Origin of the sequence: Ramlibacter sp. 2FC (assembly GCF_005503345.1) — a bacterium.
GTDB lineage: Bacteria > Pseudomonadota > Gammaproteobacteria > Burkholderiales > Burkholderiaceae_C > SCMQ01.
In genome coordinates this window covers 1-23,866 of sequence record NZ_SCMM01000037.1, presented here as the reverse complement: position 1 = coordinate 23,866, position 23,866 = coordinate 1, and the positions used below count along the sequence as shown (strand labels likewise).

Sequence of the window (23,866 nt, the reverse complement as noted above, 5' to 3'; positions counted from 1 at the left end):
CAAGACCGGGCGCCGAAACGAGAACTGACCGGCGCCGGTACATGTGCTGTCAGCCCTCGGCCGTCGCCCGCCGGCCACGTGCGCCAGCCCGCTACAGCGAGAAGTCCTTGGTGTGAGCGCTCGAGTTGATGGTGACGCTGCTGAACGCTCCGCTGCAGTTGCCAGGAATACAGGCGCGGATGTTGTAGATGCCGTAGGGCAGACTGATCGAATAACTGCCATCCGACTGCGTACGGGTGGCCACGAATTGATTCGTCGGGAAGGCGTTGCCGCCGCTTCTCAGTTGAACAGCGTAATTCCCCTTCGGCGCACCCCCAACCCTGACCGTTCCGGAAAGCACGCCGCCAACGGGCAGCGCCACAGTTCCCAAATCGGTCGACGTGCCGCCTACGACAATACTGAGATCGCTGGCCAGCGAAAACTGCGTTTGCCCGTTGTAGAGCGAGGAGCCAACCGCTGTGCCGTTGTCGATCTTGAATTCGACCCGAACCGGACTGATGGTGCTGTAAAGAGTCACCGACCCGTCGGCATTGCTGACCTCGAAACCCTGGTAGCCTGCGCTGCCGTCGTACACGGCGACCTTGGCTTGGCTCACGGCAAGACCGCCGGGACCTGTCAGTTTGGCCGTGACCGTCCCGACGGCGGCGCTGAAGTCCTTGACCACAATTCCCGAGGAAATGTCCGCGGTCTGTGTTTGACCTCTGGTGCGCACGATGTAGTTGGCCTTGGGCGCGAGCCATAGGCGATATTGGCCTTGCAGGTCCGTGCGCAGCCCGTTTACAAAGGCTCCGGTGGTGCTGTCTGGCACGGTGCCGTCGTAGAAGCGCACGCTGATGCCGGTGACGTTTCCTGTGGTGGGATCGCTCACTTTTCCTGAAATCTGGTAGCCGGCCGGCAGCGCGAAGTTGGTGGTGAGTTCGGTTCCCAGGCTCGCGGTCAGGGGCGAGGCTTCGCTGGCCGTGCCGGCCGTGGTGTCGCCTGCGACGTAATACTGCGTGGCGAACGGCTGTTGGGTCGTGTTCACCGCCGCGAGGGTATAGGTGCCGGGGCGCACGTTGAGCCTGAACGCCCCGTCCGGACCGGTCATCGTTCCCGTAACGGGCTGGTCGCTGGTGACATCGCGGGTGTGAACCTTGATGCCGCCCAAGGCGCTGCCTGCGCCCGTCACCTTGCCGCTGATGCGCACGCCGGGTTCCAGCACGAAGTCCGTGGAGACGGCGCTGCCCGCGACGGCGACCTTTTCAGCGCTGAACTGGTTGGCCGCGCCGCCATCCTGGGTCCACCACTCGCTCGCGGCGGTGCTGGTGCCCGTATGGTTGAAGGCGCCCAGGATGTAGTCGCCGGCCGGAACGTTCAGCGTGTACTGGCCCGTCGTGTCGGTATAGGCGATCGCCCGAGTGACCCAGTTGCCGAAGTCGCGCGCCACGATCTTGATGCCCGCCAGTGCTTGGCCGTTGGCATCTTTTACCGAGCCGCTGATCACCCCGCTACTGACGACGCTGCTGACGATGTTGCTGGTTTCCTCGTCGGCCTGCGCCTTGGCCCTCAGCTGAGTGGTCGCCTCTGTGGCCGACGCATAGCTTGTGCCGTCGTTGGCGAGGGCTTGGATCGTGTCCTCGACTGCGGTGACTTCGGCAGTGGTGACACTGGCAAGACCGCTCGCGCTTGCGCTGGCCAGCACCAGGGTGGTTGTGGCGTTGGTTACCGGGTCCACGTTGACAGTGGTGCCGGTGACGATGGCGTCGAGTTGGCCGCCCGATGCCGTGGCGCGTACCACATATTTGCTCGATGGCGTGAATCCTTCCGGGGCTGTGAGGCTGTAGGCCCCGGTTGCATCGGTTGTTGCCGACGCCAGGGGGCTGCCGACCTGGTTGCCGGCGGCGTCAGTTTCGATCAGATTCACGGCGACGCCGGCGCCCACGCCGGAGAACATGCCCGAGGTTTGCGCAAAGGCCGACGATATGAAGAGCCGGGCGAGCCGGCTCAGCAGGTCGGTCGGCTGATTGAAGGCGACTTGCCCTCCTGGGGCGGAGACGGTGCCGGCGATGGTGACGCCGGAGGCCGTGCTCGAATCCCCGCCGCACCCTGACAGGGTGAGCGTCGCAGCACCGGCCATTGCCAATGCAAGTTTTGCTGTTGTCATCTTCATGCGTTCTCTCCTGATATGGCTGCAAGCTGTCCGCGGGCGATGCCCGGGTCTCGCCCGGTCAGGATTTGGCCGTTATTTGTGACAAGCTGCATCCCATAAAGGGGGGGCGCTTCGGTGATGCCTTCGGCAGCGACACCTACCTGCGCTATTCGTCCGTGCTGTTCGGCCTCACGCTCGGCGGCATCGTGGTGACGCGTTTTCGCCGCGCCAGTGCCCAGGCCCGCGCGGCCGAGCGCGCGCGCATCCTGCGCGACATGCACGACGGCGTGGGCTCGCACATCAGCGCGGCGATCCGCCAGCTGCAGTCGGGCAAGGCCAGCCTGGTCGAGCTGTTGCAGACCCTGCGCGACTCGCTGGACCAGCTCAAGCTTTCGATCGACGCGCAGACCATGCGCCACCTGCAGTTCATGGTCTTCGAAGCACTGTCCAATGTGCTGCAGCATGCCCAAGCCGGCGTGGTGCGCATCGAGTCCGACATGGCGCAGGGCAGCGTGAGCCTGCGCATCATCGACAACGGCCGGGGCTTCGACGTGCAGGCGCCTCCGCGCAAGGGGCTGCTCTCCCTGCTCGATCGCGCCGGCGCGATCGGCGCACGCTTGACGCTGCACAGCGCGCCCGGACGCACGGTGCGTCGACATCCGCATTCCCCGGGAGGTTTCCGCCCGCGCGGGATAATCGAGGCCATGGTGGCCATCATTGAAAAACCCTCGCTCTGGCGGCGAGCCTCCCTGGTCCTGCGCGGCTTCGACGGCCCGCTGGCCTTCGCCGTGTTCCTGCTGGCCTGCGCGGGCCTGCTGATCATGTATTCCTCGGGTTACGACCACGGCACACGCTTTTTCGACCATGGCCGCAACATGCTGATCGCCGGCGCCATCATGTTCGTGGTGGCGCAGATCCCGCCGCAGCGGCTGATGCTGCTGGCGGTGCCGCTGTACACCCTGGGTGTGGCCCTGCTGATCGCCGTGGCCTTGTTCGGCATCACCAAGAAGGGCGCGCGGCGCTGGGTCAACGTGGGGGTGGTCATACAGCCCAGCGAAATCCTCAAGATCGCCATGCCGCTGATGCTGGCCTGGTGGTTCCAGAAGCGCGAGGGGCAGCTGCGCCCGCTCGACTTCCTGGTCGCCGGCGCCCTGCTGGCCCTGCCGGTCGGCCTGATCATGAAGCAGCCCGACCTCGGCACCTCGCTGCTGGTGCTGGCGGCCGGCCTGGCCGTGATCTTTTTCGCCGGCCTGAGCTGGAAGCTGATCCTGCCGCCGGTGCTGCTGGGGCTGGTGGGCATGGCGCTGCTGGTGGTCTTCGAGCCCGGTCTGTGCGCCGAGGGCGTGCGCTGGCCCGTGCTGCACGACTACCAGCAGCAGCGGGTGTGCACCCTGCTGGACCCCACGCGCGACCCGCTGGGCAAGGGCTTTCACATCATCCAGGGCATGATCGCCATCGGTTCGGGCGGAGTGTTCGGCAAGGGCTTCATGCAGGGCACGCAGACGCACCTGGAGTTCATTCCCGAGCGCACCACCGACTTCATCTTCGCCGCGTTTTCCGAGGAGTTCGGCCTGGTCGGCAACCTGGCGCTGATCGCGGCCTTCGTCTTCCTGGTGCTGCGCGGCCTGACCATTGCCCTGGAGGCGCCCACGCTGTTCGCCCGCCTGCTGGCCGGCAGCGTGACCATGATTTTCTTCACCTACGCCTTCGTCAACATGGGCATGGTCAGCGGCATCCTGCCCGTGGTGGGCGTGCCGCTGCCCTTCATCAGCTACGGCGGCACGGCCATGGTCACCCTGGGCCTGGGCCTGGGCATCCTGATGTCGATCGCCAAGTCCAAGCGCCTGGTGCAGACCTGAACGAGCCTTTTGTAACAAGCCGGCGTTGCACGAAACCGGGCGCCGGGTTAAAAAACGCGGGCCAACCGTGCTTTGGCAACCAGAGGAGCGTTTCATGGCAGGCAAGTTCGAGCTCAAGAAGTCCAAGAACGAGAAGTTCTTTTTCACACTGCATGCAGACAACGGCCAGACCATTCTGACCAGCGAGATGTACGAATCCAAGCCCAGCGCGGTCAATGGCATCGAATCGGTGAAGAAGAATGCCGCTGCGGACCTGCGCTACGGACGCTTGGTCGGCAAGGACGGATCGCCCTATTTCACGCTCAAGGCCGGCAACGGCCAGGTGATCGGCCAGAGCCAGATGTATTCGGGCGAGAAGGCGCGCGACGAGGGTATCGCGTCCTGCAAGACCCACGGCCCGGGCGCCGCCGTCGACGACCAGGCGGCCTGAGCCTGCGCCGCGCGGCGCCAAGAGGGGCGATGCTGCCCTTTTTTTCGTGGCGGGCCGCGCGCTTCCCTGCCTACAATGCAGCCATGATCTCCCGCGAACCCACCCTCGAACGACTGGCCACGGCCCGCTCCCTGCTGCTCGAACCGTTCGGCCTCGACGAGAGCCACCTGACGCGCGCGCTGGCGGCCATCACCGCCTACCGCGTGGACGATGCGGACCTGTATTTCCAGTACACGCGCTCCGAGGGCTGGAGCCTGGAGGAGGGCATCGTCAAGACTGGCAGCTTCAGCATCGACCAGGGCGTGGGGGTGCGTGCGGTGTCGGGCGAGAAGACCGCCTTCGCCTATTCGGACGACATCTCCGAGTCCTCGCTGATGGACGCGGCGCTGACCGTGCGCAGCATTTCGACGGCCGCTCAGCAGCGGCGCGAGAAGATTCCCGCGCGCAAGGTCGCGCCCAGCCGCTCGCTCTACGCCGGCCTCGACCCCATCGCCACGCTGGACAGCACGGCCAAGGTGCGCCTGCTCGAGAAGGTCGAGCAGCAGGCGCGCGCGCGCGACCCGCGCATCGTGCAGGTGATGGCCGGCCTGGCCAGCGAGTACGACGTGGTGCTGGTGGCGCGCGCCGACGGCACGCTGGCGGCGGACGTGCGCCCGCTGGTGCGCCTGTCGGTGACCGTGATCGCCGAGCAGACGGTCGGCGGCAAGCCGCGCCGCGAGGTGGGCTCGGGCGGCGGCGGCGGCCGTTTCGGCCTCGACCACTTCGACGAGGCGCTGATCCAGCAGTACGTGGGCGACGCGGTCAAGGCCGCGCTGACCAATCTCGAGGCGCGCCCGGCGCCGGCCGGCGAGATGACCGTGGTGCTGGGCCCCGGCTGGCCCGGCATCCTGCTGCACGAGGCGATCGGCCATGGCCTGGAGGGCGACTTCAACCGCAAGGGCTCGAGTGCCTTCAGCGGCCGCATCGGCCAGCGCGTGGCGGCCAAGGGCGTCACGGTGCTGGATGACGGCACCCTGGCCGACCGGCGCGGATCGCTCAACATCGACGACGAGGGCCATGTGTCGCAGCGCAACGTGCTGATCGAGGACGGCATCCTCAAGGGCTATATCCAGGACGCAATGAACGCGCGCCTGATGGGTGTGGCCCCCACCGGCAATGGCCGGCGCGAGAGCTATGCCCATATTCCGATGCCGCGCATGACCAACACCTACATGCTGGGCGGCGACAAGGCGCCCGAGGAGATCGTCGCCAGCATCAAGAAGGGCCTGTACGCCACCAACTTCGGCGGCGGCCAGGTCGACATCACCAGCGGCAAGTTCGTGTTCTCGGCCAGCGAGGCCTTCTGGGTCGAGAACGGCAAGATCCTTTACCCCGTCAAGGGCGCAACCCTGGTCGGCAGCGGCCCCGAGTCGCTCAAGAAGGTCGGCATGATAGGCAACGACATGCGCCTGGATTCGGGCGTCGGCACCTGCGGCAAGGAGGGCCAGAGCGTGCCGGTGGGCGTGGGCCAGCCCACGCTGCGCATCGATGGCCTGACCGTGGGCGGAACCGCCTGAGTTCGAAAATCCCGGGCAGGGCTTGACGGCCGCGCCAGCTGTGCTACATTCGCGACTTATGCAAACGCGCATCGCTTTTTACTTTTACTTTTGGTTCTCTGTCCCCGGCGGACGAGAGGCGAGCGTGTAAGCACCCGAACCCCTCACAAAGAACCGCCGGAGCCCCAAGCCCGGCGGTTTTTTTATGCCCTGAATTTTTCGAACCCTTCACCTTCCGAGGAGCCAGAACGATGAACGCCAAAGCAGCCTCCGCCAGCGATGCCTGGTATGCGCACCCCGTCGACAAGACCAGCCAGACCGACGACCAACGCATCAAGGACATCACCGTGCTGCCGCCTCCCGAACACCTGATCCGTTTCTTCCCGATCGGCGGCACGCCGGTCGAATCGCTGATCGCCCACACGCGCAAGAACATCCACAACATCATCGCCGGCAAGGACGACCGCCTGCTGGTCGTGATCGGCCCCTGCTCGATCCACGACCCGGCCGCTGCGCTCGACTACGCGCGCCGCCTCAAGCCCCTGCGCGACAAGTACGCCGACTCCCTGGAGGTCGTGATGCGCGTGTACTTCGAAAAGCCTCGCACCACGGTGGGCTGGAAAGGGCTGATCAACGACCCCTACCTCGACGAGAGCTTCCGCATCGACGAGGGCCTGCGCATCGCGCGCCAGCTGCTGATCGAGATCAACCGCCTGGGCCTGCCGGCGGGCAGCGAGTTCCTGGACGTGATCTCGCCGCAGTACATCGGCGACCTGATCAGCTGGGGCGCGATCGGTGCGCGCACCACGGAAAGCCAGGTGCATCGCGAGCTGGCGTCGGGCCTGTCGGCGCCGATCGGCTTCAAGAACGGTACCGACGGCAACATCAAGATCGCCACCGACGCGATCCAGGCCGCCGCGCGCGGCCACCATTTCCTGTCCGTGCACAAGAACGGCCAGGTCGCCATCGTGCAGACCCAGGGCAACAAGGATTGCCACGTCATCCTGCGCGGCGGCAAGGCGCCCAATTACGACGCGGCCAGCGTGGCCGCGGCCTGCAAGGAGCTCGAAGCGGCCAAGCTGCCGGCCACCCTGATGGTGGACTGCAGCCATGCCAACAGCTCCAAGCAGCACGAACGGCAAGTCGATGTGGCGCGGGACATTGCCGCACAACTCTCAGGGGGGTCGCGCCACATTTTCGGTGTCATGGTGGAAAGCCACATCGTCGCGGGGGCGCAGAAGTTCACCCCCGGCAAGGACGACGTGGCCAAGCTCGAATACGGCAAGAGCATCACCGACGCCTGCATAGGCTGGGACGACTCGTTGCGGGTGCTCGACGTCCTGTCGGAGGCTGTCAAGGCGCGGCGCGCCCGCTGAAGCTGCGAGTGGGCGCGGCCTGCACGGGTTGGCGGCGATGGCCAGGCAGTCGGTGCGCCTGTTCAGACCGCCACCTGTCCTTGCGACAGGAGGATGCGTACCAAGTCTGCCAGCCGGTTGACGTGTGCCTTGGCATAGATCTCCTTGACGTGCGAGCGCACGGTCTCCTCCGAGATGTTGAGAAGGCGCGCCGTAGTTTTGTAGCTGTTGCCACCCGCGAGCGTGCGCGCGACCCGGGCTTGGCCTTCGGTGAAGCCATAGAGCTGGCGCAGGCGAGTGCTGCCGGGCAGGCGCACGGCTGCCGGGTCGGTGATGAAAACCACGAAACGGACCGATTCGCCTTCGGCGATCCAGGCGGCGGAGGAGGGCAGCGGTGAACATTGCAGCGCGTAGCGCTGGCCCGGCTTGCCCCGGCTGACCGAAAAACCGTCGGAAAAATGGGTTGGCTCGTGCTGGTCGAGGGCGTGGACCGTGGTCAGCCACTGCGTCAGACTCGGCGCCCCGGCCGTGTGGCCCTGCGCGTCGAGTTGCTGCTGTCCATTCACGGTCAATCCGTCGCCGCGCGTGATCACCGCGCGGGCGGCTTCGTTGAGGTGCAGGACTTCCCGGCGCTCGTTGAGCAGGGCCACGCCAAAGCTCAACCGGCTCAGCGCCGAGAGGATCGAAGCGGTCTGTAGCCGCGCGGTATCGAGCCGGTGCATCACGCCCAGCGCGCGCGACAGGTGCGGAACCAGCAGCCGCAGCCAGGCTTGGTCATCGCGGCTGAAGGGCGGCGCCTCGAAGGGGCGGAAGATCGACAGGGCCGTGGCTGGCAAGCCGGGCGTTCCGGCGAAGACGAAGCCGGTGCACAAATGGCCGATTCCCATGCCGCAGAGGAATTCGCGGAAGAAGACGGACTGCTCCAGCACCGCGCGCGGCACGAGATCCTCGCCGACGTACACCGAGCCTTCCGGGACGGGCCCGCGCTCCAGCAAGGCGGCGGCCCAGATGTCGTGTTCGATGTAGCGCGTGGCCCAGCGCTGCAGGTCGGCTTCGCTGATGTTCCACGGGAATACCAGGCCGCCGTCCTGCGGACCCAGGTAGGGGGTGAACAGCAGGCCCTTGTTGGCTCCCATCGACGCGGCGACGGCGGCCACGGCCTCGGACCAGCGCGCTGGCTGAACTGCCGCCTCGTAGACCAGATGCATCAGGCGCGAGAAATTCTCGGCGCTGCGTGCGGTTGGTGCCGCGGAACTGCTTGTCTGGAAGCCCACGATGCGGTCTCCGCTATCCGTTTGACAGCGCCTGCAATAACCTGGCGTGCACGCCGCCGAAGCCGCCATTGCTCATGCACAGCAGATGGTCGCCCGGCCGTGCGACGGCCACGACCTGGGCCACGAGCTCGTCTATGCTGTCCGCGACACTGGCCCGCTCGCCCATGGCGGCGAGCGCGGCGCGCGCGTCCCAGCCCAGGCCGCCGGCGTGGCAGAAGGCCAGGTCGGCGCCCTCCAGGCTCCAGGGCAGCTGGGCCTTCATGGTGCCGAGCTTCATGGTGTTGCTGCGCGGCTCGAACACCGCGAGGATGCGCGCCTCGGGGCCGACCTGGCGCCGCAGGCCATCTATCGTGGTGCGTATCGCCGTGGGGTGGTGGGCAAAATCGTCGTAGACCGCGACGCCGCCCGCCGTGCCGCGCAGCTCCATGCGCCGCTTCACGTTCTCGAAGCGGCCCAGGGCCTGGGCGGCGAGCGCGGGCGCCACGCCCACATGCTCGGCCGCCGCGATCGCCGCCAGCGCGTTGAGCTGGTTGTGCACGCCGCCCAGTCGCCAGTCCACCGTGGCGACCGGCCGGCCCTGTTGGAGCACCGAGAAATGGCCGGGCTCGCCCTCGGAACTGAAGTCGCTAACCGTGGCGCCGAAGCTGCGCAGCTCGCTCCAGCAGCCCTGGGCCAGCACGCGCGTCAGGCTTTCCTCCAGGCCGTTCACCACGACCCGTCCCTGGGATGGCACGGTCCGCACCAGGTGGTGGAATTGCCGTTCGATCGCCGCCAGATCGTCGAAGATGTCTGCGTGATCGAATTCCAGGTTGTTCAGGATCGCGGTGCGCGGACGGTAGTGCACGAACTTGCTGCGCTTGTCGAAAAACGCCGTGTCGTACTCGTCGGCCTCGATCACGAAGAGGGGGCGGGCGCCGTGTTTCGCCGCCGGGCCGCCCCAAGGCGAAACAGCCCCCTCGGGGGGCAGCGCAGCACACGAAGTGGCAAGCGTGGGGGCACCTAATCTCGCCGAGACGCCAAAGTTCACCGGCACGCCGCCGACCAGAAAGCCCGGCTGCAGGCCGGCGGCCTCCAGGATCCAGGCCAGCATGGAAGTCGTGGTGGTCTTGCCGTGCGTGCCCGCCACTGCCAGCACATGGCGGCCCTGCAGCACATGCTCGGCCAGCCACTGGGGGCCGCTGGTGTAGGCTGCGCCGGCGTCCAGGATGGCTTCCATGAGCGGGAACTTCGGGCTGCCGTCAGCCAGGCGGGCCCGGCCGACCACGTTGCCGACCACGAAGATGTCGGGCGCGAGGGCCAGCTGGTCGGCGCCGTAGCCCTCGATCAGGTCGATTCCCAGGGCGCGCAGCTGATCGCTCATGGGCGGGTACACGCCCGCGTCGCAGCCCGTGACCCGGTGGCCGGCCTCGCGCGCCAGCGCCGCGACGCCGCCCATGAAGGTGCCGCAAATACCCAGGATATGAATGTGCATTGCGGCAATTGTAGGTGTGGCCGGCAGGCGCTCGCGCGCGTGCAGAATCTGCTCCCATGGACAGTCTGACGCAGGAAATCGCAGGGGCCGCGGCCCGTCTGGTGGTGGAGGAGGGCCTGGAGTACGGCCCGGCCAAGCGGCGCGCGCTCAAGCTGCTGGGCCTGCCGCCGCGCACCGCCTTGCCGCCCAACGATGCGCTCGAGGACGCGGTGCGTGAACACATCGCCCTGTTCTGCGCCGACACCCAGCCGGGCGAGCTGGCGGCGCTGCGCCGCCTGGCCCTGGTCTGGATGGAGCGGCTGGCCGAATTCCGCCCGCACCTGGGTGGGGCGGTGTGGAACGGCACCGCGACGCGGCTCTCCGACCTCTACATCCAGCTGTTCTGCGACGACCCCAAATCGGCGGAGATCGCGCTGATTGACCGCAACGTCCCGTACGAAGCCCGCACGGTCCAGGGGCTGCGCGGCGAGGCCGTGGAGGCGCTGAGCCTGCACAGCCCCTGCCCGGAGCTCGGCGAAACCGTGGGTGTCCATCTGATGGTGTATGACCATGACGACCTGCGCGGCGCGCTGCGGGCAGACAGCCGCGGCCGCTCCCCGCGCGGCGATCTGGCGGCCGTCAGGGCCCTGGTTGCGGCATGATGCGGGCATGAAAGACACGGATCACGCATCTTCTGCGCCGCGGCCGGGGCGTCGCAGCTTGTTTGCCGGCGTGGCTGCGGCCGCCGCGCTGGCCGGCGCAGGCCTGGCCTGGTGGCGGCTGCGGCCGCAGGCGATGGAGACTGAGGCCGAGGCGGCGCTGTGGCAGCGGCGCTTCGCGCGTCCCGAAGGCGGCGAGCTGGTTCTGCAGTCGCTGCGCGGCCGGCCCCTGCTGATCAACTTCTGGGCCACCTGGTGTCCGCCCTGCGTCGAGGAGCTGCCGCTGCTGGACCGTTTCTACCGTGAACACGCGGCCCGCGGCTGGCAGGTGGTGGGCCTGGCGGTCGACCAGCTGGCGCCGGTGCAGGGTTTCTTGCGCAAGCTGCCGCTGAGTTTTCCCATCGGCCTGGCCGGCTTCGAGGGCGCCGAGCTGGCGCGCTCGCTGGGCAACACCACGGGCGGCCTGCCGTTCACCGTGGTGCTGGGCGCCCAGGGCCAGGTGCTTCAGCGTAAAATCGGCCAGGTCAGCCCGCAGGATCTGCAGCAATGGGCGACGCACAGCTAGGCGCGGCGCGCCATGCCAGGCTTTGAGTAGCCGGCAAATCGAAGAAGAAAATTAAAAAAGCGTGAAATTGGCGTAATTTGATGTAAATTCCCGCCTTTCCGCTTGCCCTCGTTGGAGCCCTCATGGATTTGCGCAAACTCAAGACGTTGATCGACCTCGTGTCCGAGTCCAACGTGTCAGAACTCGAAATCACCGAAGCCGAAGGCAAGGTCCGTATCGTCAAGAGCGGTGGCGTCGCGGTTGCCGCGCCGGTCGTCATGGCGGCTCCCGTGGCGGCCGTGGCCGCCGCCTCTGCCGCGCCGGCACTGGCTGCCGCGCCGGCTGCGCCCAGCGGCCATGTGGTCAAGTCGCCCATGGTCGGCACCTTCTACCGCTCCGCCAGCCCGGGTGCCAAGCCCTTCGTCGAGCTGGGCAGCCAGGTCAAGGAAGGCGACACCATCTGCATCATCGAGGCCATGAAGATCCTCAACGAGATCGAGGCCGACAAGAGCGGCACCGTCACCCAGATCCTCGGCGAGAACGGCCAGGCGGTCGAGTACGGTCAACCCTTGTTCATCATCGAATGACGCGGCCAGGACGCTTCACGCATGTTCAAGAAAATCCTGGTCGCCAACCGCGGCGTTCATGCCGCAGGCATGGCGGAGCAAATCGCGCGGGCACGCGCAGCGTGCGGGCGATGAGCCGCGGGAGACCCAATGTTTAAGAAGATTCTGGTCGCCAACCGCGGCGTTCATGCCGCAGGCATGGCGGAGCAAATCGCGCGGGCACGCGCAGCGTGCGGGCGATGAGCCGCGGGAGACCCAATGTTTAAAAAGATTCTGGTCGCCAACCGCGGCGAAATCGCCCTGCGTATCCAGCGCGCCTGCCGCGAGCTGGGCATCAAGGCGGTGATGGTCTATTCCGAAGCCGACCGCGAGGCCAAGTACGTCAAACTGGCCGAGGAAGCGGTCTGCATAGGCCCGGCAGCCTCGCCGCTGAGCTACCTCAACATGCCGGCCATCATCTCGGCGGCCGAGGTGACCGATGCCGAGGCCATCCACCCCGGCTACGGCTTCCTGTCCGAAAACGCCGACTTTGCCGAGCGCGTCGAGCAAAGCGGCTTCCAGTTCATCGGCCCCACGCCCGAGTCGATCCGCATCATGGGCGACAAGGTGTCGGCCAAGCAGGCCATGATCCGCGCCGGCGTGCCCTGCGTGCCCGGCTCGGACGGCGAACTGCCCGATGACCCGGTGCAGATCCGCCGCATCGCCAAATCGGTCGGCTACCCGGTCATCATCAAGGCGGCCGGCGGCGGCGGCGGGCGCGGCATGCGCGTGGTGCACACCGAGGCCGCGCTGATCAACGCGGTGCAGATGACCAAGGCCGAAGCCGGCGCGGCTTTCGGCAACCCGGCCGTGTACATGGAGAAGTTCCTCCAGAACCCGCGCCACATCGAGATCCAGGTGCTGGCCGACAAGCACCGCAACGCGGTCTACCTGGGCGAGCGCGACTGCTCCATGCAGCGCCGCCACCAGAAGGTGATCGAGGAAGCGCCGGCGCCCGGCATCCCGCGCAAGCTGATCGAGAAGGTCGGCGAGCGCTGCGTCGCGGCCTGCAAGAAGATCGGCTACCGCGGCGCCGGCACCTTCGAGTTCCTGTACGAGAACGGCGAGTTCTACTTCATCGAGATGAACACCCGCGTGCAGGTGGAGCACCCGGTGACCGAATGGATCACCGGCGTGGACATCGTGAAGACGCAGATCATGGTGGCGGCCGGCGAGAAGCTCCCGTTCACCCAGCGCCAGATCGAGATCCGCGGCCACGCCATCGAGTGCCGCGTCAATGCCGAGGACCCGTACAAGTTCACGCCCTCGCCCGGGCGCATCACGCTCTGGCATGCCCCCGGCGGCCCCGGCGTGCGCGTGGACTCGCATGTCTACAACAACTATTTCGTGCCGCCCAACTACGATTCCATGATCGGCAAGATCATCGTGCACGGCGACACGCGCGAGCAGGCGCTGGCGCGCATGCAGACGGCGCTGGCCGAGACCGTGGTCGAGGGCATCAACACCAACATCCCGCTGCACCGCGAGCTGATGGTCGACGCCAAGTTCATGGCCGGCGGCACCAACATCCACTACCTGGAAGAGTGGCTGGACCACCACCGGCGCTAATCGATGCACGAACTCAGCCTGCTGTGTCCCGAGGACCGGGTCGAGACCCTCAGCGAGGCGCTGGAGGCGCTGGAGGCGCTGAGCGTGTCGGTGGAGGACGCCGACGCCCAGACCGAGGCCGAGCAGGCCCTGTTCGGCGAGCCCGGCATGCCGCCGCCCAAGGACGGCTGGCAGCGCTCGCGCATGGTGGCGCTGTTCGCGCAGGAGGCGGCGGCGCGCGAGGCCGCGACCCTGCTGGCCGCGCAGGACTTCTTCTCGGGTTGCCAGCTGCTGGGCGTCACCCAGGTGCCCGACCAGGACTGGGTGCGCCTCACCCAGTCGCAGTTCGCGCCGGTCGAGATCACGCCCGAGTTCTGGATCGTGCCGACCTGGCACGAGCCGCCGGCACAGGCGCGGCAGCTCATCCGGCTCGACCCCGGCCTGGCCTTCGGCACCGGCACCCACCCGACCACGCGCATGTGCCTGCGCTGGATCGCCGCGCACCCGCCCCGGGGCCAGCGCGTGCTCGACTATGGCTGCGGCTCGGGCATCCTGGCCATTGGCGCAGCGAAATACGGCGCTGCCGAGGTCGACGCGGTGGACATCGACGAGGCGGCCGTGGCTTCGACCCAGCTCAACGCCGAGGCCAATGGCGTGAGCCTGAGCGCCGGCCTGCCCGAGCGTGCCCAGGGCCGCTACCAGACCGTGCTGGCCAACATCCTGGCCACGCCGCTCAAGGTGCTGGCGCCGCTGCTGTGCGCCCATGTGGCGCCGGGTGGTGCGCTGGTGCTGGCCGGCATACTGGAGCGCCAGGCCGACGAGCTCAAGGCGGCCTACGCGCCCTACGCCCGGCTGGAGGTCGCCGACAGCGAGGACGGCTGGATCCTGATGACCGCCACGCTCTGAACGCGCAGGGCGCGGAGCCCGGAGTCATGGGTGACAGGCCCTAGAATGCGGGGCACATGAGCCTCATCACACGCTGCCCCGCCTGCGCGACGATGTTCAAGGTCGTGCCCGACCAGCTGCGCATGTCCGAGGGCTGGGTGCGCTGCGGCCGCTGCGCCGAGGTGTTCGACGCCTCGCTGTCGCTACAGCCCGTGGACGCCGTCGCGGCGCCAGCTTCCTCCGCGCCCGCTTCCCCGGCGCCTGCTGCGTCTGCTCCCTCCGCGTCGGCCATGCCACTGCCCGGGCCCGCGCCAGCCTCGGCGCCCGAATCCCCCGTGGTCGTGCCGGTCGTCTTGTCCGCCGCATCGGAGGCCGGCAACGCCGTCCCCCGCGTGGCTGTGGCGCCCGTGACGCGCGAGGAATGGCCCCCGGTCGACCTGCCGCCCGAGGCCACGCTGGCGGAAGAGGCCGTGTTTGCCCAGGAAGCCCTGATCGGCGCCATGGCCCAGGCCGCGCGTCGCGAGGCCTGGGCCGAGGAGACGGTCGAGGCCAGCTCGTCCTTGCTGCGCCGGGCCGACCTGGACAGCGAGGCTCTCGAAGACAGCGAGCGCATGACCCTGCCACCCTGGGCGCCGGAATGGGCGCCCACCACGGTGGAGCCTGCGCCGCCCGAGCTCGCCTTCGTGCGCGCGGCGCGGCGCCAGCCCTTCTGGCGCCGCCGCGCGCCGCGCGCCTTGTGGGCGTCGCTGGTCGGCGCCCTGGTGCTGGCCCTCGGCCTGCAGTGGGCGCTGCAGCAGCGCGACCGGCTGGCCGCCGCCCAGCCTCGCCTCAAGCCCTGGCTGGCGGCGCTGTGCGCGCCCTTGGGCTGCCGCATCGGACCGCCGCGCCAGATCGATGCGGTCGCGATCGAAGGCTCCAGTTTCAGCCGGCTCGGTGCCGACGCCTTCCGCCTGAGCCTGAGCTTGCGCAACGGCGCCGTCACGGAAGTGGCCATGCCCTCGCTCGAGCTCACGCTGACCGACCTGCAGGACCAGCCCGTGCTGCGGCGCGTGCTGCATCCGGCCGACCTGGGCGCCCCTGTGGCGCTGGCGGCCTCGGGCGAGTGGAGCGCCAGCACCGCCCTGGCGGTCGACGCGCAGGCCGGTGCGCCGCGCGTGGCCGGCTACCGCCTGATCGCCTTCTACCCCTGAACCTCGTCCCCTTCCCAACCTTCACTGCGACAGCACGGAATTTCCATGGCAACCCTGATCTGCGGCTCCCTGGCCTTCGACACCATCATGAGTTTTGAGGGGCGCTTTGCCGAGCAGATCCTGCCCGACCAGCTGCACATCCTCAACGTCTCCTTCCTCGTGCCCGGCCTGCGGCGCGACTTCGGCGGCTGCGCCGGCAACATCGCCTACAGCCTCAAGGCACTGGGCGGCGAGCCCCTGCCCATGGCCGCCGTGGGCAGCGACGGCACCGACTACCTGCAGCGCCTGGAGGCGCTGGGCATCAGCACCGAGTTCGTGCGCGCGGTGGGCGAGACCTACACCGCACAGGCCATGATCATGACCGACCGCGACAACAACCAGATCACGGCCTTCCACCCCGGCGCCATGATGCAGGCGCATCTGACGCCGGTGCCGGCACGCAGCGACATCCGGCTCGGCATCATCGCGCCGGACGGGCGCGACGCCATGCTGCAGCACGCCGAGCAGTTCCAAGCGGCCGGCATTCCCTTCGTCTTCGATCCGGGCCAGGGACTGCCCATGTTCGACGGCTCCGAGTTGGCGCGCTTCGTCGAGCAGGCGAGCTGGGTCACGGTCAACGACTACGAGGGCAAGATGCTCAGCGACCGAACGGGCTGGACGCCGGCCGAGATCTCGCGCCGCGTCCAGGGCCTGGTGATCACGCTGGGCCACGAGGGCTGCGAGGTCTGGGTCCAAGGCGAGGTCACCCGCATCGCTGCGGTGCAGGCCGAGGCCGTGGTCGATCCCACGGGCTGCGGCGATGCCTGGCGCGGCGCCCTGCTGTACGGGCTGGAGCGCGGCTGGCCGCTGGCGCGCTGCGCCGAGCTCGGCAACCGCATCGGCGCGCTCAAGATCGCGCAGCGCGGCCCGCAGAACTACCAGGTCGATCTGGGCGCGCTGGGGCTCTGAGGCACGGGGGGCTGGCGCGCCGGTCCCCATGAAAAAAGCCCGATGCCTTGTGGGGCATCGGGCCGACGGGCGAGGCGCCTTCGCTCAGGGCTTGCTGGCCGTGGGGAAGGGCCAGGCGGCCTGCGGGTTCAGCGTGGTCTGCGCCGCGGGGGCCGCAGCGGCGGCAGGGGCAGCAGGCGCTTTCGCGGCTTTCTTCGCGGCCGGCTTCTTGGCTGCTTTCTTGGCGGCAGGCGCTTTCGCGGCTTTCTTGGCCGGCGCGGCCTTCTTGGCTACGGCTTTTTTCGCAGCCGCTTTCTTGGCGGGCGCGGCCTTCTTGGCTACGGCTTTTTTCGCGACGGCTTTCTTGGCCGGTGCAGCCTTCTTGGCGGGCGCAGCTTTCTTGGCGGGTGCGGCCTTCTTGGCCGGTGCCGCCTTCTTGGCTACGACTTTTTTCGCGACGGCTTTTTTGGCCGGTGCGGCCTTTTTCGCCGGAGCGGCCTTCTTGGCCGGAGCGGCCTTCTTCGCTACCGCCTTTTTCGCCGGAGCGGCTTTCTTGGCGGGTGCGGCCTTCTTCGCCGGAGCGGCCTTCTTGGCGGCCGGTTTCTTTGCAGTTGCCATGGTTTTCTCCTTGATCAAGTGGAAGAAAGCACTTCGCGCGTGTTGGATCGCGCCAAGCGACTCATGGCGTTGGGCTTGCGCCCAGCGCCATGAATACGGGGGCACAGGCTCTGGCGCCGCTCTGCGGCGGCGTCCGGGGTCTGTGCGGATCTTGTGGTCATTGCTTTAACGGTCAATCCCAGGAAAGCGCGCCGCCCGACTGGTACTCGATGACGCGGGTCTCGAAGAAGTTGCGTTCCTTCTTCAGGTCGATCATCTCGCTCATCCAGGGGAACGGGTTTTCCTCGTTCGGGAACAGCGCTTCCAGGCCGATCTGCGTGGCGCGGCGGTTCGCGATGTAGCGCAGGTAGCCCTTGAACATGGAGGCATTGAGGCCCAGCACGCCGCGCGGCATGGTGTCCTCGGCATAGCGGTATTCGAGCTCGACGGCCTTCTGGAACAAGGCCCGGATCGAGGCCTTGAACTCGGCGGTCCACAGCTGCGGGTTCTCGAGCTTGAGCTGGTTGATCAGGTCGATGCCGAAGTTGCAGTGCATGGACTCGTCGCGCAGGATGTACTGGTACTGCTCGGCCGCGCCGGTCATCTTGTTCTGGCGGCCCAGGGCCAGGATCTGGGTGAAGCCGACGTAGAAGAACAGGCCTTCCATCAGGCAGGCGAACACGATCAGCGACTTGAGCAGGGTCTGGTCGGTCTCCAGCGTGCCGGTCTTGAAGTCGGGGTTCATGATCGCCTCGATGAACGGGATCAGGAACTCGTCCTTGTCGCGGATCGACTGCACCTCATGGTAGGCGTTGAAGATCTCCGACTCGTCCAGGCCCAGCGACTCGACGATGTACTGGTAGGCGTGCGTGTGGATCGCTTCTTCAAACGCTTGGCGAAGCAGGAACTGGCGGCACTCGGGCGCCGTGATGTGGCGGTAGGTGCCGAGCACGATGTTGTTGGCGGCCAGCGAGTCGGCGGTGACGAAGAAGCCGAGGTTGCGCTTGATGATGCGGCGCTCGTCCTCGGTGAGACCGTTCGGGTCCTTCCACAGCGCGATGTCGCGGTTCATGTTCACCTCCTGCGGCATCCAGTGGTTGGCGCAGGTGGCGAGGTATTTTTCCCAGGCCCACTTGTACTTGAACGGCACGAGCTGGTTGACGTCGGTCTGGCCGTTGATGATGCGCTTGTCCGCGGCGTTGACGCGGCGCTGGCTGGTCGTGCCCGCGGTGGCGGTAGCGGTGGGGGCGGGAGAGAGGGAAGGAAACTCCGTCGGGCGGCTCGTTGCGAAACCGCCGGTGGGGTGAGGCTGCAGCGCAGTCTTGACTTCTTGGTCCCAGGTCAACATAGAAATTTCCAGTGCTCAAATTATGAGAGCAACGATATGAATTGCAAAGTGCTCGTTCACATCGTTGCCTCGTGGTGGCTTGCTTGTGTTGCTCAATTGCATCGCGCGGCACGCGAGCTGCGCGTCGCGCGATGCGCGGCCCGGCTCACTGGCAGGCTTCGCAGCCCGGGTCGTCGATGGCGCAGAACTTGATGTCGGTCGCCGGCGTCGCATCGAGCTGGGCCTGCGAGGGACTGGAAAGCTGCGCATGCGCAGCGGCGGCGGCGGCCTCGAGCGCGCTCATGCCGGAGGGCGCCGCGCTGCCCGAGGACACGGCGTTCAGGCGGCCCGACTGCACGGTGGACTTCTCGGCGTGCGTGGCGCTGATGGTGCGCAGGTAGTAGGTGGTCTTGAGGCCGCGCAGCCAGGCCAGCTTGTAGGTGTCGTCGAGCTTCTTGCCCGAGGCGCCGGCCATGTAGATGTTCAGGCTCTGCGCCTGGTCGATCCACTTCTGGCGGCGCGCGGCGGCTTCCACCAGGAACGTGGGCTCGACCTCGAAGGCCGTGGCGTACAGCGCCTTGATGTCCTGCGGCACGCGGTCGATGGAGCGCAGCGATCCGTCGAAGTGCTTGAGGTCCATGACCATGACGTCGTCCCACAGGCCCAGGCGCTTGAGGTCCTTGACCAGGTAGCCGTTGATCACGGTGAACTCGCCCGACAGGTTGGACTTGACCGAGAGGTTGCCGAAGCAGGGCTCGATCGAGGCGTCGACGCCGATGATGTTGGAGATCGTCGCCGTGGGGGCGATGGCCACGCAGTTGGAGTTGCGCATGCCGTCCTGGGCGATCTTGCGGCGCAGCGCCTCCCAGTCCAGCGTGGCCGAGCGGTCCACCTGGACATAGGGCGAAGCACCGGGTCCCTCCCCAGTGCTGTAGCCGCCGCGCGCCTTGGCCAGCAGTTCCAGCGTGTCCAGCGGCAGCACGCCCTGGTCCCACAGCGAGCCCTCGTAGCTCGAGTACCTTCCGCGCTCGGCCGACAGTTCGGTCGAAGCCCAGTAGGCGTGGTAGCACACGGCCTCCATGGACTGGTCGGCGAACTCCACGGCCTGCTGCGAGGCGTAGGGGATGCGCAAGGCGTAGAGCGCGTCCTGGAAACCCATCACGCCCAGGCCCACCGGGCGGTGACGCAGGTTGGAGTCGCGCGCCTTCTTGACCGCGTAGTAGTTGATGTCGATCACGTTGTCTAGCATGCGCATCGCGGTCGCGATCGTCTTGCGCAGCTTGTCGTGGTCGATCTTGCCGTCCTTGATGTGCTGCGGCAGGTTGACCGAGCCGAGGTTGCAGACCGCGGTTTCGGTGTCGCTGGTGTTGAGCGTGATCTCGGTGCAGAGGTTGGACGAGTGCACCACGCCGGCATGCTGCTGGGGCGAGCGCACGTTGCAGGCGTCCTTGAAGGTGATCCAGGGGTGGCCGGTCTCGAACAGCATGGACAGCATCTTGCGCCACAGGTCGACCGCGGGCAGGCTCTTGCTGGGCTTGATCTCGCCGCGCCTGGCGCGCTCCTCGTAGGCGACGTAGGCTTTCTCGAACTCGGCGCCGAACTTGTCGTGCAGGTCCGGGCAGTCGGAGGGCGAGAACAGGGTCCAGTCGCCCTTTTCCATGACGCGGCGCATGAACAGGTCGGGGATCCAGTTCGCGGTGTTCATGTCGTGCGTGCGGCGGCGGTCGTCGCCGGTGTTCTTGCGCAGCTCCAGGAACTCCTCGATGTCCAGGTGCCAGGTCTCCAGGTAGGTGCAGACCGCGCCCTTGCGCTTGCCGCCCTGGTTGACGGCCACGGCCGTGTCGTTGACCACCTTGAGGAAGGGCACCACGCCCTGCGACTCGCCGTTCGTGCCCTTGATGTGGCTGCCCAGGGCGCGCACGCGCGTCCAGTCGTTGCCCAGGCCGCCGGCGAACTTGGACAGCAGGGCGTTTTCCTTGATCGACTCGTAGATGCCGTCCAGGTCGTCGGGCACCGTGGTCAGGTAGCAGGAGGACAGCTGCGAGCGCAGCGTGCCGCTGTTGAACAGGGTCGGCGTGCTCGACATGAAGTCGAACGAGGACAGCACCTCGTAGAACTCTATGGCGCGCGCCTCGCGGTCGGTCTCGTTCAGCGCCAGGCCCATGGCCACGCGCATGAAGAAGGCCTGCGGCAGCTCGATGCGGGTCTTGCGCACGTGCAGGAAGTAGCGGTCGTACAGGGTCTGCAGGCCCAGGTAGTCGAACTGCAGGTCGCGCTCGGCCTTGAGCGCGGCGCCCAGGCGCGTCAGGTCGAACTCGAGCAGCCTGGGGTCCAGCAGCTCGTGGTCCACGCCCTTCTGGATGAACCGCGGGAAGTAGCTCGCGTAGCGCTCGCCGAGCTGCGCCGGCGAGACCTCCTCGCCCAGGATTTCCTTGGCGATGGTGTGCAGCAGCAGGCGCGCGGTGGCGTAGGTGTAGTCGGGGTCCTTCTCGATCAGCGTGCGGGCGGCCAGGATGGAGGCCTTGTAGACTTCGTCCACGGGCACGCCGTCATACAGGTTGCGCATGGTCTCGGCCACGATGGGCTCGGGCTTGACGTCCTGCCCCAGGCCGGTGCAGGCCGACTCGATTAGGCCCTTGAGCTGGTTCAGGTCCAGCGCCACGCGCTGGCCGCCGTCGATCACATGCAGCGTGGGCGCCGGCGCCTGGGCCGCCGCGGCGGCCTGGCTGGCGCGCTCCTGGGTGCGGCGCTCGCGGTACAGCACGTAGGCGCGCGCGATCTCGTGGTGGCCGCTGCGCATCAGGCCCAGCTCGACCTGGTCCTGCACGTCCTCGATGTGGAAGGTGCCGCCACCCGGGCGCGAGCGCACCAGGGCGCGCACCACGTTCTGGGTCAGGCTGTCGACCACCTCGCGCACGCTGGCCGAGGCCGCGCCCTGGGTGCCGTGCACGGCCAGGAAGGCCTTCATCATGGCGACGGCGATCTTGTTCGGCTCGAACGGCACGACGGCGCCGTTGCGGCGGATGATCTGGTATTGGGCCAGCGCGCCGGCGCTCTGGCCGGCGGTGTCGGTGGCGCCCGTGGCGGACACGTGGGCGGGTTGGACAGGGCTTGGGGTGTTCAGGGCAGGTTGCATGGTTTCCTTCCTCTTTGGCGATTTCCGGTGGTGGCCAAGTTTAGTCGCAAAACGCTAGATATGGTGTTCCAGTATTGCGTTGGACCCTATAGGTAGTGGTCCTGGGTTCTGGGGCGGTCACAGGCTCTGCACAGGCTTATCCACAGCCTGTGCACGGTGTTCGCTCTGCCTGTGGCCAAGTTTCGCTAGCAGCAAGTCCAATGCCGGCGCGCCTGTCAACTCCCGCCTGATCCGCCTGAGCCGCGTCGGTCCGGCTTATCCACCGCAGCCTTGTCGGACCTGCCCTGGGGACAGGAGGGGCGTGAAAAAATCGACGCGGCCGCTCGGCTACCGACCGCTTCGCGGCGCACGCTGCGCTGCACCATGGCACCGCATGGCGTGCTCGGAGATGGACGGCGCCGCGTCGATCGTCAGGGCGCCGGGGGCGGAAGCCAGCCCGTAGGCCAGCCCAGTGTGCGCTGCAGCAAAGGCCAGTCGAAACCGGGACCGGGGTCCTGCTTGCGGCCCGGCGCGATGTGCTCGTGGCCGGCGACATGGCGCACCGGGTAGCGCTGGGCGAGGGCCGCGCACAGCCCGCCCAGGCTTTCGTACTGCGCGGGCTCGAAGGCTTCGCCCTCCAGCCCCTCGAGCTCGATGCCCACCGAGTCGTCGTTGCAGTTGCCGCGGCCGCGGTAATGCGAGGCGCCTGCATGCCAGGCGCGGTCGTCGCAGCTGACGAACTGCCACAGCTCGCCGTCGCGCCGGACATAGAAATGCGCCGACACCTGCAGGCCGCGGATCTGCTGGAAGTAGGGGTGGGCGTCCCAGTCCAGCCGGTTGGTGAACAGTCGCTGGACCTGGTCGCCGCCGTACTCGCCAGGCGGCAGGCTGATCGAGTGCAGCACGATCAGATCGACCGCGGCGCCCGCGGGGCGCGGGCCATGGTTGGGCGAGTCCAGGCGGCGGGCGAAGCGGTACCAGCCGTCCTGCCACAACGGGTCACGGGGGCCGGGGTCAGTCCGTGTCATCGGCGCCGGCCTCGCTGTTCGGCCCGGTGATCTGCAGGCGGGCCATGCGGTAGCGTATCTGGCGCAGGTTCAGGCCCAGGCGCGCTGCCGCGGCCGTGCGGTTGAAGCCGGTCTCCTGCAGGGTGCGCAACAGGATCTCGCGCTCGCACTGGTCCAGCCAGGCGGCCAGGTTGTCGGGCAGCGGGGACTGGGACTGGGCCTCGCCGGCGCCGGCTTCGGGCGCCGGTGCGGCCTGCGATGCGATGTGCAGCATGTCGGCCTCGCCCAGCGCCACGGCGCGGTGCAGCAGGTTCTCGAGTTCGCGCACGTTGCCCGGCAGCGGATGCGCCTCGAGCTGCTGCAGCAGCTCGGGCGACAGGCTGGGAAGGGGGGGATGGCCGCTGTCCGCGGCGATGCGCTGCAGCAGGGCATCGCACAAGGCGGGCAGGTCTTGGCGGCGCTCGCGCAGCGCGGGCACCAGGATGTCGATCACGTTGAGCCGGTAATAAAGATCCTGGCGAAAGCGCCCGGCCTGGACCTCGGCCGCCAGGTCCTTGTGCGTGGCGCTGACGATGCGCACGTCGACCAGCTCCTCCTGGGTCGCGCCCAGCGGTCGCACATGGCGTTCCTGGATCACGCGCAGCAGCTTGGCCTGCATGGCCAGCGGCAGGTCGCCGATCTCGTCCAGGAACAGGGTGCCGCCGGCTGCCGCCTGGAAGAAGCCGTCGCGGTCCTGGGTGGCGCCGGTGTAGGCCCCCTTGCGCACGCCGAAGAACTCGGCCTCCAGCAGGGTCTCGGGTATGGCGCCGCAGTTCACAGCGACGAAGGGGCGCTCGGCCCGGTGGCTGCTGGCATGCAGGGCGCGCGCGACCAGTTCCTTGCCGGTGCCCGACTCGCCATGTACCAGCACCGGCGCCATGCTGCGCGCGGCCTTGACCACGCGCTGGCGCACCGCGGCCATGGCCGCCGAAGGGCCGACCAGCCGGGCCAGGGCGGCCTGGCCGGCGGCCGAGACCTGGGCGTCGCCGGCCGGGGGCAGGTCCGGGCGGTCGGCCTTGGCGGCGCTGCGCCGGTCCGCGATGGCCGAGGCGACCACGCCGCGCAGCTGCTTGAGGTCCACCGGCTTGGTCAGGTAGTCGAAGGCGCCGGCCTTCAGCGCCTCGACCGCGTTCTCGGCCGAGCCGTAGGCCGTGATCATGACGCAGCGTTCCGGGCGCTGCTGCGTCTTCATGCCCTGCAGCAGCGACAGCCCCAGGCCGTCCGGCAGGCGCATGTCGGTGATCACGGCGTCGAAACGCTGGCTGCCCAACTGCTGCCAGGCCTCGGCCAGCGTGCCCGCCGCCTCGACACGGTGGCCTTCGCGCAGCAGCGTGAGCTCGTACAGGGTGCGCAGGTCGGGCTCGTCGTCGACGACGAGCACCAGTGCGGGCG

Annotated in this window: 19 protein-coding genes and 1 pseudogene; 12 read left to right on the top strand and 8 right to left on the bottom strand. The window is 67.9% G+C overall.

The annotated features are described in order from the left end of the window. Positions 1 to 91: 91 nt before the first annotated feature. Positions 92 to 2,149 (bottom strand): carboxypeptidase regulatory-like domain-containing protein, encoded by a 2,058-nt coding sequence (locus FFS10_RS15770; protein ID WP_137895429.1) that lies wholly within the window; start codon positions 2,147 to 2,149, stop codon positions 92 to 94. Positions 2,150 to 2,304: 155 nt separating this feature from the next. Between FFS10_RS15770 and FFS10_RS23545 the strand changes: the two are divergent. The 5 genes and pseudogenes from FFS10_RS23545 to FFS10_RS15750 form a co-directional block, all read left to right on the top strand. After that, positions 2,305 to 2,691: pseudogene (locus FFS10_RS23545) on the top strand (histidine kinase); the annotation flags it as partial. A gap of 141 nt (positions 2,692 to 2,832) precedes the next feature. Beyond that, the gene (rodA, locus tag FFS10_RS15765; RefSeq protein WP_171016099.1) at positions 2,833 to 3,987 is read left to right on the top strand and encodes a rod shape-determining protein RodA; all 1,155 of its coding nucleotides are present in this window, start codon (positions 2,833 to 2,835) and stop codon (positions 3,985 to 3,987) included. Between the two features lie 94 nt (positions 3,988 to 4,081). Further along, positions 4,082 to 4,417 carry a YegP family protein gene (locus tag FFS10_RS15760; protein WP_137895427.1) on the top strand — a complete coding sequence of 112 codons (336 nt, stop codon included), beginning with the start codon at positions 4,082 to 4,084 and terminating at the stop codon, positions 4,415 to 4,417. Positions 4,418 to 4,500: 83 nt separating this feature from the next. After that, on the top strand, positions 4,501 to 5,973 hold the full coding sequence (gene tldD / locus FFS10_RS15755; protein WP_137895426.1) for a metalloprotease TldD: 1,473 nt from the start codon (positions 4,501 to 4,503) through the stop codon (positions 5,971 to 5,973). A gap of 230 nt (positions 5,974 to 6,203) precedes the next feature. Continuing rightward, the gene (locus tag FFS10_RS15750) at positions 6,204 to 7,328 is read left to right on the top strand and encodes a 3-deoxy-7-phosphoheptulonate synthase (protein WP_137895425.1); all 1,125 of its coding nucleotides are present in this window, start codon (positions 6,204 to 6,206) and stop codon (positions 7,326 to 7,328) included. Positions 7,329 to 7,390: 62 nt separating this feature from the next. Here FFS10_RS15750 and FFS10_RS15745 read toward each other — a convergent pair whose 3' ends face one another. Further along, the gene (locus tag FFS10_RS15745) at positions 7,391 to 8,581 is read right to left on the bottom strand and encodes a helix-turn-helix transcriptional regulator (protein ID WP_171016097.1); all 1,191 of its coding nucleotides are present in this window, start codon (positions 8,579 to 8,581) and stop codon (positions 7,391 to 7,393) included. 13 nt (positions 8,582 to 8,594) lie between these two features. Further along, the gene (gene mpl, locus FFS10_RS15740) at positions 8,595 to 10,052 is read right to left on the bottom strand and encodes a UDP-N-acetylmuramate:L-alanyl-gamma-D-glutamyl-meso-diaminopimelate ligase (protein WP_137895423.1); all 1,458 of its coding nucleotides are present in this window, start codon (positions 10,050 to 10,052) and stop codon (positions 8,595 to 8,597) included. 56 nt (positions 10,053 to 10,108) lie between these two features. Between mpl and FFS10_RS15735 the strand changes: the two genes are divergently transcribed. The 7 genes from FFS10_RS15735 (at position 10,109) to FFS10_RS15705 (ending at position 16,410) form a co-directional block, all read left to right on the top strand. Then, complete coding sequence (locus FFS10_RS15735) at positions 10,109 to 10,693, top strand: hypothetical protein (RefSeq protein WP_137895422.1); 585 nt, start codon at positions 10,109 to 10,111, stop codon at positions 10,691 to 10,693. A gap of 7 nt (positions 10,694 to 10,700) precedes the next feature. After that, complete coding sequence (locus FFS10_RS15730) at positions 10,701 to 11,255, top strand: TlpA family protein disulfide reductase (protein WP_137895421.1); 555 nt, start codon at positions 10,701 to 10,703, stop codon at positions 11,253 to 11,255. A 122-nt stretch (positions 11,256 to 11,377) separates the two neighbouring features. Continuing rightward, the gene (accB, locus tag FFS10_RS15725) at positions 11,378 to 11,821 is read left to right on the top strand and encodes an acetyl-CoA carboxylase biotin carboxyl carrier protein (protein WP_137895420.1); all 444 of its coding nucleotides are present in this window, start codon (positions 11,378 to 11,380) and stop codon (positions 11,819 to 11,821) included. A gap of 237 nt (positions 11,822 to 12,058) precedes the next feature. After that, entirely contained in the window at positions 12,059 to 13,408 is a 1,350-nt protein-coding gene (gene accC, locus FFS10_RS15720) for an acetyl-CoA carboxylase biotin carboxylase subunit (protein ID WP_137895419.1), read from the top strand. Between the two features lie 3 nt (positions 13,409 to 13,411). Further along, positions 13,412 to 14,293 carry a 50S ribosomal protein L11 methyltransferase gene (prmA, locus tag FFS10_RS15715; protein WP_137895418.1) on the top strand — a complete coding sequence of 294 codons (882 nt, stop codon included), beginning with the start codon at positions 13,412 to 13,414 and terminating at the stop codon, positions 14,291 to 14,293. Positions 14,294 to 14,349: 56 nt separating this feature from the next. Beyond that, entirely contained in the window at positions 14,350 to 15,462 is a 1,113-nt protein-coding gene (locus tag FFS10_RS15710) for a DUF3426 domain-containing protein (protein WP_137895417.1), read from the top strand. A 45-nt stretch (positions 15,463 to 15,507) separates the two neighbouring features. After that, positions 15,508 to 16,410: a carbohydrate kinase family protein gene (locus FFS10_RS15705; RefSeq protein WP_137895416.1), complete on the top strand. Its 903-nt coding sequence runs from the start codon at positions 15,508 to 15,510 to the stop codon at positions 16,408 to 16,410. A gap of 84 nt (positions 16,411 to 16,494) precedes the next feature. Here the strand turns inward: FFS10_RS15705 and FFS10_RS15700 are convergent, their stop codons facing one another. From FFS10_RS15700 to FFS10_RS15680, 5 genes are all read right to left on the bottom strand, one after another. After that, positions 16,495 to 17,007 carry a histone H1-like DNA-binding protein gene (locus FFS10_RS15700; RefSeq protein WP_137895452.1) on the bottom strand — a complete coding sequence of 171 codons (513 nt, stop codon included), beginning with the start codon at positions 17,005 to 17,007 and terminating at the stop codon, positions 16,495 to 16,497. 172 nt (positions 17,008 to 17,179) lie between these two features. Then, positions 17,180 to 18,334 carry a ribonucleotide-diphosphate reductase subunit beta gene (locus FFS10_RS15695; RefSeq protein ID WP_137895415.1) on the bottom strand — a complete coding sequence of 385 codons (1,155 nt, stop codon included), beginning with the start codon at positions 18,332 to 18,334 and terminating at the stop codon, positions 17,180 to 17,182. A 145-nt stretch (positions 18,335 to 18,479) separates the two neighbouring features. Beyond that, positions 18,480 to 21,449, bottom strand: coding sequence for a ribonucleoside-diphosphate reductase subunit alpha (locus tag FFS10_RS15690; protein ID WP_137895414.1), 2,970 nt, complete (start codon positions 21,447 to 21,449; stop codon positions 18,480 to 18,482). A 410-nt stretch (positions 21,450 to 21,859) separates the two neighbouring features. Further along, positions 21,860 to 22,456, bottom strand: coding sequence for a 1,6-anhydro-N-acetylmuramyl-L-alanine amidase AmpD (gene ampD / locus FFS10_RS15685; RefSeq protein ID WP_137895413.1), 597 nt, complete (start codon positions 22,454 to 22,456; stop codon positions 21,860 to 21,862). Next, positions 22,443 to 23,866, bottom strand: a 1,424-nt coding sequence (locus FFS10_RS15680; protein ID WP_349654591.1) for a sigma-54-dependent transcriptional regulator, incomplete at its 5' end; no start/stop codon positions are given. The genes FFS10_RS15680 and ampD, both read right to left, overlap by 14 nt.